Source organism: Kitasatospora sp. NPDC101176 (assembly GCF_044768035.1).
Taxonomy (GTDB): Bacteria; Actinomycetota; Actinomycetes; order Streptomycetales; family Streptomycetaceae; genus Kitasatospora.
Map to the genome: position 1 here is coordinate 217,236 of NZ_JBIWPA010000002.1, position 16,950 is coordinate 234,185.

At 69.5% G+C, this 16,950-nt stretch carries 17 protein-coding genes and 1 tRNA gene; 5 read left to right on the forward strand and 13 right to left on the reverse strand.

Annotated elements, in window-relative coordinates:
• Positions 1-166: 166 nt before the first annotated feature.
• From ACIRS1_RS03735 to ACIRS1_RS03775, 9 genes are all read right to left on the reverse strand, one after another.
• Positions 167-2,287 carry a hypothetical protein gene (locus ACIRS1_RS03735; protein WP_402836543.1) on the reverse strand — a complete coding sequence of 707 codons (2,121 nt, stop codon included), beginning with the start codon at positions 2,285-2,287 and terminating at the stop codon, positions 167-169.
• Positions 2,288-2,382: 95 nt separating this feature from the next.
• A complete protein-coding gene (locus tag ACIRS1_RS03740) occupies positions 2,383-4,116 on the reverse strand; it encodes a hypothetical protein (RefSeq protein WP_402836544.1) in 1,734 nt (577 codons plus the stop codon).
• 91 nt (positions 4,117-4,207) lie between these two features.
• Positions 4,208-4,444, reverse strand: a complete 237-nt coding sequence (locus tag ACIRS1_RS03745) for a hypothetical protein (RefSeq protein WP_402836546.1) — start codon at positions 4,442-4,444, stop codon at positions 4,208-4,210.
• 17 nt (positions 4,445-4,461) lie between these two features.
• Entirely contained in the window at positions 4,462-4,884 is a 423-nt protein-coding gene (locus tag ACIRS1_RS03750; protein ID WP_402836548.1) for an ATPase, read from the reverse strand.
• A gap of 50 nt (positions 4,885-4,934) precedes the next feature.
• Positions 4,935-5,309, reverse strand: a complete 375-nt coding sequence (locus ACIRS1_RS03755) for an RRQRL motif-containing zinc-binding protein (protein ID WP_402836550.1) — start codon at positions 5,307-5,309, stop codon at positions 4,935-4,937.
• Positions 5,306-5,650 carry a hypothetical protein gene (locus ACIRS1_RS03760; protein WP_402836552.1) on the reverse strand — a complete coding sequence of 115 codons (345 nt, stop codon included), beginning with the start codon at positions 5,648-5,650 and terminating at the stop codon, positions 5,306-5,308. Before ACIRS1_RS03760 ends, ACIRS1_RS03755 begins: the two co-directional genes overlap by 4 nt.
• Positions 5,647-7,248, reverse strand: coding sequence for a DUF2637 domain-containing protein (locus tag ACIRS1_RS03765; RefSeq protein ID WP_402836875.1), 1,602 nt, complete (start codon positions 7,246-7,248; stop codon positions 5,647-5,649). The genes ACIRS1_RS03760 and ACIRS1_RS03765 overlap by 4 nt, the downstream gene beginning before the upstream one ends.
• A gap of 5 nt (positions 7,249-7,253) precedes the next feature.
• Positions 7,254-7,652: a WhiB family transcriptional regulator gene (locus ACIRS1_RS03770; protein ID WP_402836554.1), complete on the reverse strand. Its 399-nt coding sequence runs from the start codon at positions 7,650-7,652 to the stop codon at positions 7,254-7,256.
• Positions 7,649-7,897: a hypothetical protein gene (locus ACIRS1_RS03775; RefSeq protein WP_402836556.1), complete on the reverse strand. Its 249-nt coding sequence runs from the start codon at positions 7,895-7,897 to the stop codon at positions 7,649-7,651. Before ACIRS1_RS03775 ends, ACIRS1_RS03770 begins: the two co-directional genes overlap by 4 nt.
• Positions 7,898-8,442: 545 nt before the next feature.
• Between ACIRS1_RS03775 and ACIRS1_RS03780 the strand changes: the two genes are divergently transcribed.
• The 3 genes from ACIRS1_RS03780 to ACIRS1_RS03790 all read left to right on the forward strand — a co-directional run bounded on the left by ACIRS1_RS03780 (position 8,443) and on the right by ACIRS1_RS03790 (position 10,610).
• Positions 8,443-8,790, forward strand: coding sequence for a GntR family transcriptional regulator (locus tag ACIRS1_RS03780; protein WP_402836558.1), 348 nt, complete (start codon positions 8,443-8,445; stop codon positions 8,788-8,790).
• A 264-nt stretch (positions 8,791-9,054) separates the two neighbouring features.
• A complete protein-coding gene (locus tag ACIRS1_RS03785) occupies positions 9,055-10,056 on the forward strand; it encodes an AAA family ATPase (RefSeq protein WP_402836560.1) in 1,002 nt (333 codons plus the stop codon).
• On the forward strand, positions 10,053-10,610 hold the full coding sequence (locus ACIRS1_RS03790) for a guanylate kinase (RefSeq protein ID WP_402836561.1): 558 nt from the start codon (positions 10,053-10,055) through the stop codon (positions 10,608-10,610). The genes ACIRS1_RS03785 and ACIRS1_RS03790 overlap by 4 nt, the downstream gene beginning before the upstream one ends.
• Before the next feature lie 12 nt (positions 10,611-10,622).
• Here the strand turns inward: ACIRS1_RS03790 and ACIRS1_RS03795 are convergent, their stop codons facing one another.
• The 4 genes from ACIRS1_RS03795 to ACIRS1_RS03810 all read right to left on the reverse strand — a co-directional run bounded on the left by ACIRS1_RS03795 (position 10,623) and on the right by ACIRS1_RS03810 (position 14,505).
• Complete coding sequence (locus tag ACIRS1_RS03795; RefSeq protein ID WP_402836562.1) at positions 10,623-11,471, reverse strand: DUF1932 domain-containing protein; 849 nt, start codon at positions 11,469-11,471, stop codon at positions 10,623-10,625.
• Complete coding sequence (locus ACIRS1_RS03800) at positions 11,468-12,124, reverse strand: HAD family hydrolase (protein WP_402836564.1); 657 nt, start codon at positions 12,122-12,124, stop codon at positions 11,468-11,470. The genes ACIRS1_RS03795 and ACIRS1_RS03800 overlap by 4 nt, the downstream gene beginning before the upstream one ends.
• 676 nt (positions 12,125-12,800) lie before the next feature.
• Entirely contained in the window at positions 12,801-14,015 is a 1,215-nt protein-coding gene (locus ACIRS1_RS03805; protein ID WP_402836566.1) for a hypothetical protein, read from the reverse strand.
• Complete coding sequence (locus ACIRS1_RS03810; protein WP_402836567.1) at positions 14,008-14,505, reverse strand: DUF4365 domain-containing protein; 498 nt, start codon at positions 14,503-14,505, stop codon at positions 14,008-14,010. Before ACIRS1_RS03810 ends, ACIRS1_RS03805 begins: the two co-directional genes overlap by 8 nt.
• Before the next feature lie 513 nt (positions 14,506-15,018).
• Here ACIRS1_RS03810 and ACIRS1_RS03815 point away from each other — a divergent pair.
• On the forward strand, positions 15,019-16,302 hold the full coding sequence (locus ACIRS1_RS03815) for a restriction endonuclease (protein ID WP_402836569.1): 1,284 nt from the start codon (positions 15,019-15,021) through the stop codon (positions 16,300-16,302).
• A 404-nt stretch (positions 16,303-16,706) separates the two neighbouring features.
• A tRNA-Cys gene (locus ACIRS1_RS03820) sits at positions 16,707-16,776 on the forward strand.
• The last annotated feature ends 174 nt before the right edge of the window (positions 16,777-16,950 follow it).

Below are 16,950 nucleotides of genomic sequence, written 5' to 3' on the forward strand. Positions count from 1 at the left end.
GCCTCGGTGCTGTCGCCTGGTGCTGTCGTCCGTGCTGTCGTGTGAGCTGTCGCGCGACTGTCGTGACGACTGTCGCCTTGCAGGTCAGAGGGGGGTTTCAGGGCTCTGGAAGCCCGGACCCCCTCCTTACGCGGCGAGGCGACAGCTCGGGCGACAGCAGGCCGGTTCAGTCCCCGGACGGGGGGTTCTGGGCATGCCGCCGGTGGACGTAACGGGTCTTGTTTCCCTCGCCGACGCGGACGGCTTCGCCGCTCTCGGCCCACTCCTTGAGCCAGCCGTTGATGGTCTGGCGGGTGGTGCCGAACTCGGGCTTGAGGATCTTCTCCATGGCGCTGGCGCCGGTGCCCTCGGACCCGGCCTTGATCAGGAGCGCGAGCGCGGCGTCCTTCGCGCCGGGGGTCTCGGGGGTGGTGTCCTCGCGGCCGGTGGCCCAGGTGGATGGGTCGGCCCAGTCGGTGCCGGGCGGGGTGGTGCCGGGCTCGGCGGCGGAGGGCAGGCGCCAGATCGACTCCAGGTCGTCCGGGTCGGCAGGGGTGTCCCATCCGGCGGTCGCCTTCCAGTCCGGGACCGGGTTCTTGCCGCGGCGCATGGAGCCCATCAGGCCGTCCGATGCCGGACCCGCCGAAGTGCTCGGCGCCGCGACGGCGGTGACGGGCTCGGTGTTCTCCCAGAGGTGGCCGCAGCGTTCCAGGAGCCAGCGGTCGGTGTAGTCGGTGCCGGCCGCTTCGAGCGAGGGGGCGTCGAGGGCGGGGCGGCGGTGGGCGGTGAGCGCGCTGACTTCCTCGATCTGTTCGGGGGTGATGCGCCATTGGCGGGCCTTGGCGGGCTGCTTGCCCTCGGTGCCGACCAGCACCGACCCGGGCCCCGAGAAGCTGTCTTCGGCCCGGAGCGCGCGCCAGCCGAAGAGGTGGCCGAGCTCGCTGTCCTCGAACGCGCCGGTGGCGAGCCGGTTGCTCGCCATCTTGCGGACGAGGGGGTCGGGCATGACGTCCTGGGTGACGCGCAGGACGGAGACGACGGCGCGGATGGCCATGGCGCGGGCGATGCGGATGACCTCGGAGACTCCGGCGAGGACGGCGCGGGCCTCGCGGGTGGCGGCGACTTCGGCGCCCTCGTCCATGATGATGACGATCTCGGGGACGGTCGGGCCGACGGGCAGCTTGTCGTCGTTGGCGTCGCGCATCGCGTCCTGGTAGGCGGCCTTGCGGCGCTTGGCGATCCGCACCGCCGCGGCGAGCATGCGCTTGGCCTCCTCCGGGGTGGAGGCGACCCAGTCGACGCCCGGCGTGGGGATCTTCGCCTCCGCCCAACGCGAGCCGGTGCGGCCGAGCTGGGCGTCGCGCCAGGCGTTGAGCCAGGGCAGGCCGATCGACCCGGCGTTGAGGTCGATCACCCACACCAGCGTGTCGTTCGTCTGGTTCAGGAGCGCGATGAGGGTGTGCAGCCAGTTGGTCTTGCCACTGCCGGTGGGACCGGTGACGATCGTGGACGCCTGGCGCAGGTCCATCTCCGCCCGCGCCCCGTCGGACAGCAACGCGATCGGGATCGGGTTGTTGACGGTGGTGACCTCGTTCATCTCCTCCAGGGGGAAGTCGAGCGTGGTCGTGATGACCTTGGTGGTGACCTGGATGAGCACGCGCCTGCGGGAGATGCCGGGCATGACCTGGAGGCCGCAGCCGTCGGGCAGATCGAGATCCGAACCCAGAGCCTCGGTGCGGTCGGTGATGGCGCGTCGGGTGGTGCCGCCCTCGGGGAGTTCGATCTCCAGGGTGTAGCCGGCGCCGGAGGGCCAGTGCTCGACGCCAAGAACGGTGACCTCGACGTTGCAGACGCGGCGGATGCGGTCGGTCCAGTCGGCGGCGATCTGCCGGCGGGCGCCGATCAGCAGCAGGTGGGCGCGCTTGGCCTGCTCGACCTCCTCGTGGGCGGCGAACCCGGCGCCGAGGGTGCCGGCGGCGATCCCGGCGACGGCGAGGGTGCCGACCTCGGCCCACTGCCAGGGGCCGCCGTGGGCCAGGGCCCAGGACGACCAGCCGCCGGCGGCCATCCAGCACGTCCCGCGGAACGTGATCGTGGCGACGGTCAGCCGACGGCGCAGACCGGCGGCGAGGGTGCCGAGGGCTCCGGCGGCGCCGGCGGCCAGGGCCCAGGTGGCGGGCATGTCCGCGGCGTGGCCGAGCGCGGTGATCGAGAGGGCGCCGAGGGTGCCGTTCACGGTGCCGGACAGCAGGCCGTGACCGGCGCTCCAGTCGACCATCGGCGCGGTGTTCTTGGTGGTCTTGCTCATGGCGGTGGCGTCTCCAGCCGGATGCGGGCCGGGCCGTCCACAGCCTGTGGACGGCCCGGCAGGGGTGTGGGTGCTGGGGTGGGGTGCGGGGTGGGTCAGACGTTCCACTTCCGCTCGGCCTCCAGGCCGTTGCGCGGGTTCTCGTGGCGCTCCAGGTCCTCGGCGTGGGCCTGTCGGAAGGTCGGGGCGACCTCCTCCAGGGCGTGCACGACGCGGCCCATGGCCTGGTAGCCCTGGCTGATCTCCTCGACGACCGCGGGGTCGAGCGGCAGGCGCTCGGCGGCCAGCTCCGCCAGGACCCGGAGGACTTCCTGGATGGTGGCGTAGGCGATGGGCAGGTCGTCGGCGAACGCCCCGAACTCGATCATCGTCTCGGGGTCGAAGGTCGTCGCGGCCTGGAGCAGGACGTCCGCGGCGGAGGTGAGGTTGAACGTGGAGGCGGTGCCGTCCAGGGGCGTCGTCACGGTGGCGTTCTCCTTGGTGGTGGGCTTGCCGAGGGTGATCGGTTCGACGGTGCGGGTGCGGTCGGGGCGGCCGGGGCGGCCGAAGACTTCGTAGGGGCCGGCCGTGTCGGGACCGCCGGTGGCGGCCGGGGTCGGGGTGGGACGGCCGGGGATGTTGACGGTCTCGGCCGGGACCGGCACACCCGCCGCCCCGGCCGCGGTCCCGTAGGCGCTGGCGGCGGCCTGGTTGCCGAGGATCGCGGCGTTCCGGGCGTCGCGGACGGCGCGGGCGCGGGCGGCGAGCCGCTGCCAGACGCGCAGCATGTGGCCGGTGACCCGGCCCGGGTGGCGCCAGTTGAAGGCGAGGACGGAGGCGAGGCCGACCAGACCGGTGGCCACCCCGGCGCCGGCCATCCGGGCGCGGTGGCGCATCGCGGAGCGGCGCAGGGCCTTCGCCTGGACCGGCGACGGCCCGGACCCGGTCCGGGCGGCGGACCCGGCAGCGCGGGCGCCGGCGCCGGTGGCGGGGTCGATCCCGGCGGCCCGTTCGGCCTTGGCCTGGCCCTTGGCGACCCGGCGGGCGGTGCGCTCGGCGACCCGGGCGAGCCGCTGCTGATCCCGCGCGGCCCGCCGCTCGTCCCGCACCCCGCCCGTCCAGGCGTCGCCGCCGGGCAGGCGGGAGGCGGCCCTGGCCAGGGTGTGCGCGGCGGCGGTGGACCGGTGCCGCAACCCGCCCCCGCTGCCGCCCCGGCCGGCCGGGCGTTCGGCCCTGCTCTGGCCCGGGACCGTGTCGGCGGCCCAGGACGCGGCAGGCCCGCCGCCGCGGGTGGTGCGGGGGATGGTTCCGGCCGTTCGCGCCATGGCGCTCGGTCCCTTCGGGTCTGCGGTGCGCGGGGCATGGACGGCGGGCCCGGGGCGGTAACCGGGCGCCGGGGCCGGCGGGTGGGCGCCCGCGCTGCGGTGGCCGGCGGGGTGCCGGTGCTGCGCGGGCGGGTACGTGGTGGCGCCCGCGTGCCAGGTGGCCCCGCGGTGCGGGGCCGGGGCGAGGCCACCCGCGGCCGACCGGGTCGCGGCGGACTGGCGGGCCGCGAGGCGGGGGGTGGTGGTGCGGCGGTGGTTGCGGGCCCGGCGGACGAGGCCGCCGACCACGGCGACACCACCGGCCGCACCGGCGGCGACGAGCGGGGCGGGGCCGCCGAGCGAGAGGGCGCCGGCGCCGAGGCCACCGAGGGCGTTGACGACGGCCACCGCCAACGGCACCCCGGGCACCGCGCCCGGCGGCGGCGCGGGCGCGGACTTGGAGCCGTCGGCTGCGGGGGTGGGGGGTGGCTGATTCGCGGGGGCGGGGACGACCTCGACCAGCGTCGAGGCAGCGGGTTCGGTCATGATGAGCGCTCCGGTTCTCTGCGGAGGGCGGAAGGCCCGGAACCGCCGCCATGCTGGCGAGCTACCGGCGGTTCCGGGCCGTTAGGGCTGATCAGAGCCGGTACGGCTCCAGCGAGAAGAACAGGACGTTGGCGCCGGCCATGTCGGGGTCCTGCTCGTCGACCCACGTCCGCACCTTCCGGTACGCGATGGGGCGGGTGTCGCCGGGCTGGGCGCTGTAGGTGCCGTCCACGGTGACCGTCGCCAGGCCGTGGGCGAGCGGCTTCTGAAGGGTGATCACCCAGGCGTGGGTCGGCCCGGCGGCCGGGCCCGAGGTGGTGTCGGACATGGCGATGTCTCCAGTCATCAGGCGTGGGCGGGGGTGACGGCGCCGCCGGTGGCGGTGCGCTCGACGACCGGCTTGGGCAGGTCGCGGTGGGTGAGGTGGACCGGCACGCCGGTCTTGCCGAGGCGCTTGGCGAGGACGCGGGCCACCGTGGCCGCGCGGTGCCTACCGCCGGCGCACCCGACCGCGATCGTGAGCGGCGCGTCCTCGGGGCCGGCGTCGTAGGCGTCGACCACGGCCGCGGCGGCGGCGATGAGTTCCTGGATGCCGGGGGTGGCGAGGACGGCGGCGCGGACCGGCAGGTCCTCGGCGCTCAGGTAACGCAGGGCGGGGTTGACGTGCGGGTCCTTGAAGTGGAGGCGCAGGTCCAGCGTCAGGTGCGCGGGCGGCGGGGCGTCGTGCAGGAAGCCGAACGAGATCACGCGGATTTCGGTCACGGACATGACAGGGCTCTCCTTGCTCAGGTGGCGGTGGAGCAGGTCAGGGGGTGGGCTCAGGCCGCGAGGGCGGAGCCATCGGCGCAGGTCAGGCAGGTGCCGAGGTGCGCGGGGAGCACGTAGCCGACGTCCTGCCCGCAGTCGGGGCAGGTGCGGCGCGCCCGGTTGGCCTTGGCGAGGGCGGCGGCCTTCGCGGGGGTCATCGGCTGCACGGGCTTGGCCCGGTCGAGCCGGTAGAGGTAGGCCGGGCAGGTCCCGCCGAAGCGGGAGCGCCACATGACCTGCGCGGCAACGTCCTGCCCACCGGGGCGAAGACCGCGGGCGCGGAGCTGACGGCGGGTGAAGAGGCCACGCGGCGCCATCCGCCACGGGTAGGTGGGCGTGCCACCGTGGCGGGAGCCGTCGGGGTCCCAGTGGCGCGGGCGGCTCACTGGTCGTCGCCCGGGTCGAGCGTGAAGAAGCCGGACAGGGTGACCAGGGTGCTGGCGTGCATGCCGGTGACGGTCAGCCAGTGCGTCTGGCCGCGCTGCTTGAGGTCGACGGCGGCGGGGTCGAGGCCGAGGGCGGCCCGCCACTGCTCGAAGTGGTCGAGGCCGTCGTGCAGGGAGATGCTCAGCCCCCACGCGAAGTCGCAGGTGCCGGGCACGATCTGGAGTTCCACCTGCACGGCCGGGGCGCGCAGGTGGGCGTGGGCGGTGAGCAGGGACATCAGGGTGCCGGCCGCTTCGATCTGCTCGGCGGCGGTGTCGGGGGCCTCGGTGGTGGCGGTCACGAGAGCGTCCTTCCGGGGTTGTAGCCGGTGGCGATCAGTTCGGCGGCCTCGGTGCGGCGCCCGGAGGCGGTGGCGATGGACACGCCGAGGGCCTCCGAGATGGCCTTGAGGCTCACGGCCTCCGGGTCGCCGTTGGCGTCGGCGGCGAGGATCATCCGGGCCACCTTGCGGGTGGCGCGGGCGGCGGGGGTCAGACCGGCCTCGTCCTCCGCTTCAACCGCGCGCAGCTCCGCTTCAGCCGCACGGGCGCGGGCTTCAGCGGCACGCAGCCGGGCGGCCTCGGCGGCCTCTTCGGTGTCGGCCTGGGCGCGCTTGGCGGCGGCGGTGTCGCGCTCGGCTTCAGCCGCGCGGCGGCCCGCTTCAGCGGCAGCCTCCTGCGCTTCAGCCGCGGCCTTGGCCGCTTCGGCCGCACTCAGACGCGCGGCCTGGGCGGCCTGCTCGTCCTCGGCGCGGGCCCGCTCGACAGCAGCGGCCTCGTGCTCCGTTTCAGCCGCACGGCGCCGCGTTTCAGCGGCGGCCTGCTCCGTTTCAGCGGCGGCCCGGTCGGTCTCAGCGGCACGCTGGCGGGCCTCGGCGGCGTCCTGTTCGGCGGCGGCGGCCTTCAGCTCCTCCTCCGCCTGGTCGAGCCGCTCGGCGGCCTCGGCCTCGCGGCCGGCAGCGACGGTTCGGGCGTGGGCGTGGGCCTTGGCGGTGGCAGTCTCGGCACCGACCTCGTACCCGGCGGCCTCCACCCGGCCGGCCGTGCGCAGGCTGGAGATCCGGACCTCAGCGGCACGGGCCTCGGCCCGGACGGCTGCCTCGGCCTCGAACGCGGCCTCGCGCTCGGCTCGCAGCCGGGCCCGCTCGTCAGCCTCCATCGGCAAGGCCAGAGCCTCGTCCACGCTCAGCCCGAACCGCTCCATGGTGAGAGGAAGCAGCAGGTCAGAGGGGATGTGCTCCGGGTTCTTGCCGTGGTCGCGCTCCAGCATCACCCGGTAGACCAGGCGTTCACGCTCCAGCTCGACCGCCCGGTCGTAGGAGGCGATGCCGTTCAGGCGCATCCGCCGGTACATCTTGAAGGACGGCCACGGGGCGAGGATCCAGCGGTGCAGCGGCACCCCGTCGCGCTGGTGTCCGGCCTCGATCCGGGTGATCCGGATGACCAGGCGCCGGCCGGCCTCCACGACCGCCACGAACATCACCGGGATCGCCGCGTGCATCGCGGTGCCGGTCGGATCGGCCAGCAGCGGCCCGGCGCTGGCGGCGTTGAAATAGATCGTCCCGACGGTGAAACCGTGGGCCAGCAACCGCAGCCACGGGGCCGGGGCGCCCTTGCGGATCAGGTGCAGATCCATCGCCAGCAGGGCCACGATCCCGGCGTCCACACCGACCGGGAACGCGTAGCTGAAGATCCCGAAGTGGTGGTTGAAACCGAGGTCCCGCAGCGCGTTGTAGGAGCCGCTGAAGCCGATCCCGGCGAGGGCCGCACCACCGACCGCGGCGAGGATCGCCACGCCCAGCATGAGCTTGTCCGAGGCCGCCGCCCGCATGGCTGAAGCGGCGGGCCGCGAGGTTGAAGCAGCGGCGGCCGGGGTTGAAACGGCCGTCGGGGCGATCATCGTCGTCACGCGGCACCCCCGGCGGCGCGACGCTCGCGGGCGGCGATCTTCAGGCGGCGCTCGTGCAGCGCGGCGCGCTCGCGGGCGTTCAGCCCACCGAAGACGCCGTGCTTCTCGTGGCGCTCCAGCGCCAGCTCCAGGCACATCGTGCGCACCGGGCACCCGGCGCAGATCATCCGCGCACGGCGCTCGGCCCACTCTGCCTTCACGGCGATGTCCTCCGTGACCTCGGCGTCCTCGTCGGGCCCCGGGTAGAACAGGTCCGGGTCGGCGCCGGTGCAGGCGGCGCCGGACAGGTCTCCGTCCGCGGCCGGCCGGTACTCGGCGAGCCGGGTGGCCAGCGGGAGGGCGGGCCGGTGCGGGGCCCGGGTGCCCGTGAAGTACAGGGTGCGACGGAGGCTCATGCGGCGGCCCTCCAGGTGAGCACCCGGCGGCGCTCGGCCGTGCGCATCAAGCCGGACGCGAACCGGGCCGCCGGCCCGTCCAGGTCCCGCAGAACCTCCTGTGCGACGTCGAGCCGGGCCCGCCGCTCGTCGGCGGACTCGCCCTCGACGCCCGCGAACAGGTCGGCGTCGACACCGAAGCCGAAGGCGAGCTCAGCGAACTCGTCCGGCGTCGCGGCGTCCTGGCCTGCGACAATCAGTTTCATGGGTTCACCTCGTCCAATCGGGGGGTGAGCCCGCAGGGCCGCCGCGCAGACCTTGGCCGGGAGCGCGGCGGCCCGACTCATGCGGGCCCAGCTACTCGTGGTGCACGAGCAGCCATGGCCGCGGCCCAACCGCGAGCGGGAGGGCCGGACCAAAGTCACTCGTTCACAGAGCTCAGGCCTTGCCCCAGCGAGAGGAGCAAGGCCTGTTGTGCCGCCCTTTCGGGATCTGATCCCAGGCATTGGCGGCGCTGACCTTTCGGTCTCTAGCCATCCGGACTGACAAGGCGCCGGTTGCCTCGGCCCGATTTGTCCCGGGCCCCTTCGCCCTGGGCGCGGCTGTAGCCGGCCATTTGCGGGCGCATTTGTGCAGGTCATGCAGGAATAGCGAGGACAGAGAGAGCTTTGTCCTCTCTGTCGCACAGTTCAACTGTGGGGCAGAGGCGACATAGTTGGCAAGTCCACTGGCCGGGCGAGATGCGGAAGCATTGGTTCCGGCCGGAGGGTGCGGCACTATGAGGCAGAGACGCAGAGGGAGTGGAGAGTTGATGGTCGAGTGGACCGGGGAGAAGTCCGCCTATCGGCAGGTGGCGGACGACCTTTGCGCGCGAATCGCTGCTGGCGACTTCGCCTCCAGCGGGCGGATCCCGTCGCTGGCGGCACTCCAGGCGGAGTACGACGTGACGGTGACGGTCGCCCGTAGGGCTGTGGCGCACCTGAAGGAGGCCGGCCTGGTGGTGAGTCACCAGGGCAAGGCGGCGTTCCTGGCCGCGGATGCGGCGGTCAAGGTCACTGCGGCGGCCGGGGAGGCCGGGCAACTGCGGCGGGAACTGGCAGAGGTTCGAGGCGAACTCCGGGCGCTGGCCGCGCGGGTCGCGGAGCTTGAGGCCAAGTGATGGCCGGCCGGGGGGTTCAGGGGATCGCGGGTTCGCTGCGGTCCCCTCTCTGCATATCGGGGCGGTCGGCTTCGCATTGCTACCTCCTCGGTGGTGCGAACTGAGATCAGTTCACACCTGCCGCCCGGCAATCGGTATCACGGAGCCTTACCGGTATGCGGTTGCATGTCTTTACACGAGTACTATCACGACTTCTATCACGATTTTCAGGTGACTCAACGAGCCGCTACACTCGCGGCACGAGCAGTTTCCTAGGAGGGGAATATGGCTCGGCAGCACCCAGATTGGAACCCGGCAGTTCTCAAGCAGGTTAGGGAATCCCACACCCTGACTCTTGAGGAGGTCGGTGAGAAGTTGCGGAAAATCGGCGAGCGTCATAATTTCAGCCTTGCGGCCAACTTTCAGACGGTCTGGTCGCACGAAAAGGGTACGGCGTACCCGCGTGCTGACTATCGCCGGGCCTACTGCATTCTCTACCGCCTTAATGAGGCGGAGCTGGGATTTCGCCGAGCTCTCCCCGGAGAGGTCGCTACGGTGCCCAATCAGCGTTCAGCGGAGAGCGTTCCCGATCTAGCCGAGTCCATCCGGGAGGCTCTCGGCAGCCTTCGTGAGGGTGTGGACGGGGTCGACGTCGAGGCGTTCCGCAGTCGCATCGTGGAAGAGTGGAAGCGCCGGGCGGGTGGTGACGACGCCGGGCCGGTAGTTCTTCTGGTTGGCGGCTATGCCGGATCTGGAAAGTCTGAGTATGCCAAATTCATTGGCCGGCTCACGGGATGGCCGATTCTCGATAAGGATTCACTGACTCGACCGTTGGTCGATCAGCTTCTCCTGGCGCTCGATGGCGAGGCGAATGACAGGAGTTCCGACCTTTATCGCGAGAAGGTGCGGCCACTCGAATATCGTTGCCTCATGGAGGCAGCTTGGGACAATCTCAATTGCGGCACGTCCGTGATTCTGGATGCGCCGTTCCTGGCGGAGTTCTCGCGGGCGGACTGGATGCAGCGGTTCTATAACCGGTGTAAGGCAAAGCGGGTTGCCGTGGCTGCTATCTGGGTCGAATGCGATCCCGAGTCGATGAGGGAGTACATCGAGTTCCGGGGTGCTGCTCGCGACATGTGGAAGATGGAGGCGTGGGACGACTATCTGGCCACCATTGACCTGAAGCTACGGCCAGCGGGCCCGCACTTCGTCGTGGACAACCGCCTTGGCGCGGCCGTTGCTGCGGCCGACCAGGCCCGCGACGCGCTGAGTGGGGGCGAGCTGTGAGCGCTCGCGGCCTCATCCTCTACGGGCCGCCCGCCGCCGGGAAGGACACGGTGACGCGGGCGCTCCAAGAGATCGGGGACTACAGGCTTTTCTCCCGGCTCAAGATCGGAAGCGGTAAGGCCGAGGGGTACCGGATGGGCACTCCTGAGCAACTCGCCGAGCTTGAGTCGGCGGGTGACGTCATCTACCAGAACAGCCGCTACGGCAACACCTACGTCATCGACCGTCCCGGCACGGACAGGGCGTTCGAGGGCGGGATCCCGATCGTGCACCTGGGCCAGATCGAGGGTATCGATGCCCTGGTCACCGGCTACCCGGCGGACTGGGCGGTGGTGCTGCTCTGGTGCGGGCGCGAGGTGACCGCGGCGCGCTCAGCCAGCCGAGGGGACAAGGACACCGAGGCCCGGCTGAATGCCTGGGACGCCACACAGTCCGACATCGAAGCGCACCCTGATCAGGTGTGGGATCTGTCGGTGGACACGAGCGCTGTCGGTCCGGCGGAGGCCGCCCGGCTCATCGACGCGCTTCTCGCGGGAGGCGGTCGGCGCCCGTAGGAGCCCGCCCTCCTACGGGCGAGCGAGACGGTCAAGGGCCTCGTCAGGCGTCAGTCCGGCGAGGTCCTTGCTGTCGGCCCAGCGATCCAGAGTCCGGGCCACCGCCCGAAGGACCTCGTCCGGCAGTCCGGCAGCCGACAGCATGTCGGCTGCCTCATCCATCTCGGGGCCCCAACGCCAAGCGCGAGCTGCGGTCTTGGGGATGTAGCCGGTCTCCACCAGGTAGCTACCAGGCCGCTTTCCCGCGATGTCCAGCAGTGCTGCCTCCACACCGTGTGCTCGTGCCGCCCCGTATGCCTCGGCCGCCAGCACACGCGATGCCTTTTGGTACGCGGTGTAGGCCAGCTTCAGCGCCGACGCCTGGCCCACTTCGCTGCCCAGCACGGGCGTCTCCACCAGACTGTCGGCGAACAGGGCTTCCACCTGCGAGACGGCCTCCGGTTCACCAGCCAGGTACAGCCGGGTGCGCTTCCCGTGGACCGGCGGAGAGCCGACAACGGCGCCGTCGACCACTGCGCGAGCGGGGCCGTCCAGCACGGCAACGATGCGGGCCATCCGCTCTGGACTGATGGCGTTCGCCTCCACGTAGATGCCGGCGAACCCGCACTCGGCGACTGCGCGGGCCATCTCCTCGGCGGCGGCGGGTGGGCAGAGGCTGAGCACGATGTCGGCCTGCCTCAGCAGGTCATCGAGCTTCGCTACGGCCTCCAGCCCGTGGCTCTCTGCCCGCGCGGCGGTGGCGGCGCTACGGTCCGTCGGGCACCAGAGCACGCGCCGAGCCTTCGGTTTGGCGCAAGCGGCCACCGCAGCCCCCATGCTCCCCGGGTGGAGGATCCCGACGGTCGACTGACTGGCCATCATGCACTCTCCGAGAGTTCGAGCAGGTAGTCCGCCGCGTCGACCACGGTCACTGCAATGTGGTGCGGGGTCACGTCCGGGGTGCTCCACGCCGCACCCGCTGAGATCCAGATTGTCGACAGTCCAGCGGCGTTGGCGCCGGCGATGTCCGACACCGGGTCGTCCCCGATCATCCAGACGTCTCCCGGCGGCTCGAATCCGCAGTACGAGAGGGCGGCCCGAAACGCCTGCGGATCCGGCTTTCGGGCGCCGATCTCTTCCGAGATGCACACTGTGTCCACGTGGCCGAGGACGCCCGCGGCGGCCAGCTTTGCCCGCTGGATGTCCGAACCGCCGTTGGTGAGCACTCCCACCGACCACCCGGCGGTCCGGAGCAGGTCGAGACGGACCAGGGCCTCCGCGCTGCTGGCCACCTTCGAGGCGATCTCGGCGACATAGCCGCTCCACAACTCCGCCGCTGATTCGGCCAGGCCGAGCGTGTCGCGCAGTCCGGCAAAGGTCTCCGGCCGAGCACGCTCCCGGAGCGCCTCAGCCACTACCCGCGCGGCCTCCGGAGACAGCCGGTGGTTGGCGGTGAAGTCGGCCGCCCATGCGGTGACTGCACTACGCCGGTCGATCAGAGTGTCGTCGAGGTCGACGAGAACGAGCCTGCCCATGTCGGCGACCCTACCGACGGCGTGGCCGGGCGCGCGACGCCCAGTGGCGAGTATCGCGACCTGTGAGTGGCAAGGCAGAAGGCCAGGGAACTGGGGAGCGTCGCCCGTGCCACAGTCGTGCCAGGACGGGTGGGGAATCACGGGGAATTGCGGGCGGCGGCGGCAAGAACCTGGGGTGGAGCCCCATCACCGCTTCGGTGCAGGTCAGGGCGGTTAGCCGACAACTGTGCTCCTCAAGCCGCGATACAGCCCGCAGCGTGCATGCAAATCCTCTCTGCCGCCTCAAGGCTCGCACAGCGCGCCAGCGCGCGGCCTGGCCGCGCGCCGACGCTCCTGTCTTCGCCCCGCTCCGGCGGCGTCCCGGCCGCGCCGGCGAACGGCAGAAGAGGGCTGAGTTCAGAACCCCGCCGGGGCTGGGGGCGGGCGGCTCCACGGTTTTACCCACCTGTCAGGACCGGGACCCGCACCGAGCAAGACCGGGGGGCCACTCGGCCAAATTGCGGTCAGGCCCAACAGCCCTGACCGAGTCGCAGCAGATTACGCCCCCCCCGATCATGCTCGGACCCAACCCCGACAGGACACCGGCCAAAACCGCTCCACCGTCCGGGCGAATAGCCATCGCGTAGCCGCAAGCCAAAGTCGCCTTGTCATGCTCGCGGCATGCGATAGTGACTCGTCAATCGAAAAGCCCAGGCTGATCGACTTGAGCTTGAGGCTTTCGCTGCTTCTTCGGATCGAGGTCTTCAAGCGGTCCGACAATGCGAAGGACTGTCGCGTTGTAGAGCCAACTCAGGTTTCCTTCTTTTTCAAGCCTGCCGCTCACTTGAATCGCAAGGTCCTCTTCGTGTGCACGGATGGCTGCGTGATAGTCCTCCTCATCGGCGAGCCTCACGCGCACCTTTTTGGGAGAACCAGAACCGAGCGACTCGACTCCAAAAACCCCTGCGCTTCCGGCCTGCTTCTTGGCTAGCAGATGCACTCGCCCAAGCACTGTCACGAATTGTGGTCCGTCGTCCTGGGCGAGCTGCCGAGCAGCCTTATCAAGGACTTCCGCATCGGACCCCTGCAGCTCGAAATGGTGCGAAGTTGCACCACTGACAGGGACGGCAGCATCCCAGTCGATCGTGATGTCTGCCCCATCGGACATCGAAGCCATGCCCAGCAGTGCACTTGTCATCTCGTATGAGACGCCATTTTCAACGCCCGCTACAAAACCCGACAGCGCGCCAGTGGACTTATAGTGAGCAATCGCCTCTACTGTCGATTCGACTGCCCTGGCGAAGGCCTCACTGACAGAACGCGAAGAAACCGCTCCAAAGCCTGTAATGATTGGCTCTGGCTCGGCCTTAAGGGGAACGCTTGAGTCAGGCGGAACGAAGGCCGTGACAATGTAGCTACCTGGCTCAGTCTGTCCCATTAGAACCTGATCGAGGTAGCGACTCGCGAACCTTCCATGCCGGTTAACAAAGTGACGCTCCGGGCCAAGATAGTACTTGGCTCCAGCTAGCATCGCACGTCTTGCTGAATCAATCAGCCGCTCACCACTTCGCCAATCGATTAGCCCACTTGGAGCAGCCGATTCGCGGCGGAATTTGAACTCATCGGCACTATTCGTGACGATCTTCGGAAATACGACGCGAGTCCAAAAGTCATGATTCAACGAAATTTGATGAAGCGCGACGCTCATAACTTCGCGATAGTCAGGATCTTCCTGATCCAGCGGCAAGAGAAGGCTTGTTCGAGGCCACTCTGGACTGTCACCGGGTGGCGACAGTCGGAGGAAGATGCCCCGCCGGCCTCCGGCAAGCTTCCAGCCAGAGTCTTCGAGCAGGACGGCGAGCTTCGCTGGGTCAACACGCTCTACTAGGGCAGAGGAACTGGGCTCAGTCATGAAGCTTCTCCTCTCTATCGACCCGGTCCATGAGCTTGATCAGAGTCGGCGCGTCAAAGATGTCGCTGGTTGACAGTCTGACACTCGGCTTGTCCACCGTCGGGCTGACTTCCACGCCCTCAAGGTGTCTCCAATAGGATGCTCGTCGGATCAGCAGACCCTCGTGAGTAACCTCGGTCCACTCCGCCTGGTTCTGCGGCATGGTCATCACGATCAAGATCGACTTGTAGTTGCGGCGCGGCTTCGCCAGCTGCTCAAGGTATGCGCGCTTGGAGAACTGGTAGCTGAACCAGCCCTTCGCGGGGTCTGGGACCGTCTGGGTAGTGCTCTTGAGCTGGGCCAGGAGGTGCACCTCCTCCTCCAGCGGGGTCGTCGGCGGCCGGATGAACCTCACATCCATGCCGAACAGGTCCTTGCCCACCCGCTCAACCAAGCAACCCGCCGTCGCAGCCACGCTAGTGACTAGGCCGATCTGGAGCTCCTCCATCATGCTGGTGAGCGTGCGATCGTCTACGGCCTGGACGTGGCGCTGGCGCGGCTTGGAACCGCTGCTCGCCTCGCTCCCAGCCACCATGGGCACACCTCCAGGCGGCAGCGTAGATCACTGAGGATCGGCGGCGTGAGCGTTCCGTAGTTTTGGCCATGGTCGAACGGTAGTGCGAGGGACTGACGGAGGCCAGAGCCGCAGGGCGACCTGGGACAGCTGCGTGACTATCTGCACTACTACGGCCCCGCATGTCGGCGGACAACCACGGACGCCTGGAGCCTGTGCTTGCAGGTCAGCGACTATCTGAGCCCAGGTAGAGGGCATTCCCGGGTTGCTTCGGGACGAAGAGGCCGTGGGCTAATGATCCCGATCTCGTAGGTAGGGGCCCCGTCGGCGTTGACTGGTGGGGCCTCTGACGGGACGCACACCGCAGGGACTTGTGTCCTACCAACGTGCCAGGATCGCGAGCGGACCGTTCTGTTCGTTGAAGGGGGCGTTGTGGGGCGTTCATTGCGTGTGGGTGACGTGCTGCGGTACACGGCTTCTAAGGACACGGCGCCCGCGGCCATTGATGGGTTCGACAACTTCTACTTCGTCACGGACAGCCCTGGTCAGAAGCGGGCCCTGCTCGAAGCAGGGATCAACGCGATGGCCAAGGTCAAGATGGGCGGTGGGATGCGGCGGCCGGCTGTGATGATCCGGTCAAGTCCGTGGAAGGCGGGGTCGGACCAGACGCCATGGCACGACGTGTTCGACATTGACAACGGACACGTCCGCTACTTCGGCGACCACAAGCCGGAGATCGCGAAGCCGGTCGGGACCACCACGGGCAACTCTGCGTTGCTGGAGGCATTCGACAGCCATCAGGCGGCCACAGCTGAGGGCAGGGCTGCCGCGGCACCGCTGTTGCTGTTCCGGTCGGTGTCGAAAAACGGCAAGGTCAAGGGGCACGTCCAGTTCTGCGGCGTCGCTCTGATCGAGCGGGCGGAGCGGGTTGTCCAGTGGGGCGGGCCAGCGCGGACGACGTTCACCAACTACGTCTTCGACCTCGTGGTGATCGACCTCACCGCGGAAGACGACAAGCTGGATTGGGACTGGATCACCGCACGGCGAAACCCGGATCGGACGGACGCCGAGGTGTTGGAGATGGCGCCCGCGGCATGGCGGGAGTGGGTGAAGCACGGTCACTCGGTCCTGCCGAAGGTGCGCCGGCGGGTGGCACGCTCACAGGTCGTCAAGGTACGCGATCAGAGGCCGACTCAGGGCAGCTCGGTCGAGGCGGACCTCCAGGCGGTTTACAAGCGGTTCGACAACAACAAGCACGCGTTCGAGGTGCTTGCCGCGGTCGTTGCTGCGAAGGTGATGAGGGCGTCCGGGCACAGCTACAACGAGGGCTGGCTCACCCGTCGTTCGGGCGATGGTGGGGCGGACTTCGTCGGCCGGCTGGACCTCGGCAGTGGTCTGGCCGGTACCAGGCTGGTCGTTCTGGGGCAGGCGAAGTGCATCAAGCCGGACAGCCTGGTGTCGGCCGAGCAGATCGCCCGAGTGGTGGCCAGGCTAAGGCGCGGGTGGATCGGCGTGTACGTCACCACCGGGTCGTACTCAGAGCCAGCGCAGCTAGAGATGGTCGAGGACCAGTACCCAGTGATACTGATCAACGGGCAGGATCTGATCAAGGAGCTGTACGAGATCGCAGGCAAAGACCACCGCGGCGATCTGATGGGTTGTGTCGAGGATCTGTTGAGTAGCCGGTCGCTCGAAGTGCTCAACCGGCGGCCCGAGGAGATCCTTCTCGATTGAACTGCCGAGGGTGGCTTCTCGCGTGCCTCACGCGTGCCACAAGGGGCGGTACGTGGCGGTCAGTCGCGGATGCTGGCAGTGCGGCGGCCCGGGAACGGGCAGAGTAGGGGAGTCGCAGGTCAGGCAGGATGGCTTACAAAGCAGTCATCCGTCCCTGGGCCGTCTGGGGGCCGTCAGGGGCAGGCCAGCAGCCACTCCACGGCAGGCCTGCATCGACTGATCGAACCTGTCCTGGGGCGACACCAGTCCCTGCGCAACAAGCGCCGAGGTCATTCAAAATCTCACCCCTGGTGCGATTGCCTGGAGGGCTACTGACGGCAGATCCTGACGGCAACACTCACGGACATGAGGCAGCAGCGGAGGCTTCATACGCCCGCTCGACGGGAAACTCGTGTGGCTTCGCCGAGCGTGTCCGAAAGGTCGAACGAGCTTACAAAGCAGATGTCGGCGGTTCGAAACCGTCCGCGCCCACCAGCAGAACGAAGAAGCGCAGGCGGTGGCCTGGATCGGGAACGTGATCCCGATCCAGGCCACCGCCGTTTGCGCTGGTCTCCGGGTTCCTGGCGCGTCCGGATCTCCTGATTTCCTCCCAGATGATCACGGTGGGTGCGCAGGCCGGGGGCGATGGTGGGACCGACGGCGCGTGGA

What these genes read in the sequence shown, in the direction of transcription:
- ACIRS1_RS03795 (WP_402836562.1), bottom strand. Translation starts at nt 11,471, where the DNA reads ATGATGGCCAGTCAGTCGACCGTCGGGATCCTCCACCCGGGGAGCATG.
- ACIRS1_RS03810 (WP_402836567.1), bottom strand. Translation starts at nt 14,505, where the DNA reads ATGATGGAGGAGCTCCAGATCGGCCTAGTCACTAGCGTGGCTGCGACG.
- ACIRS1_RS03775 (WP_402836556.1), bottom strand. Translation starts at nt 7,897, where the DNA reads ATGAAACTGATTGTCGCAGGCCAGGACGCCGCGACGCCGGACGAGTTC.
- ACIRS1_RS03805 (WP_402836566.1), bottom strand. Translation starts at nt 14,015, where the DNA reads ATGACTGAGCCCAGTTCCTCTGCCCTAGTAGAGCGTGTTGACCCAGCG.
- ACIRS1_RS03735 (WP_402836543.1), bottom strand. Translation starts at nt 2,287, where the DNA reads ATGAGCAAGACCACCAAGAACACCGCGCCGATGGTCGACTGGAGCGCC.
- ACIRS1_RS03785 (WP_402836560.1), top strand. Translation starts at nt 9,055, where the DNA reads ATGGCTCGGCAGCACCCAGATTGGAACCCGGCAGTTCTCAAGCAGGTT.
- ACIRS1_RS03780 (WP_402836558.1), top strand. Translation starts at nt 8,443, where the DNA reads ATGGTCGAGTGGACCGGGGAGAAGTCCGCCTATCGGCAGGTGGCGGAC.
- ACIRS1_RS03800 (WP_402836564.1), bottom strand. Translation starts at nt 12,124, where the DNA reads ATGGGCAGGCTCGTTCTCGTCGACCTCGACGACACTCTGATCGACCGG.
- ACIRS1_RS03765 (WP_402836875.1), bottom strand. Translation starts at nt 7,248, where the DNA reads ATGATCGCCCCGACGGCCGTTTCAACCCCGGCCGCCGCTGCTTCAACC.
- ACIRS1_RS03740 (WP_402836544.1), bottom strand. Translation starts at nt 4,116, where the DNA reads ATGACCGAACCCGCTGCCTCGACGCTGGTCGAGGTCGTCCCCGCCCCC.
- ACIRS1_RS03770 (WP_402836554.1), bottom strand. Translation starts at nt 7,652, where the DNA reads ATGAGCCTCCGTCGCACCCTGTACTTCACGGGCACCCGGGCCCCGCAC.
- ACIRS1_RS03745 (WP_402836546.1), bottom strand. Translation starts at nt 4,444, where the DNA reads ATGTCCGACACCACCTCGGGCCCGGCCGCCGGGCCGACCCACGCCTGG.
- ACIRS1_RS03750 (WP_402836548.1), bottom strand. Translation starts at nt 4,884, where the DNA reads ATGTCCGTGACCGAAATCCGCGTGATCTCGTTCGGCTTCCTGCACGAC.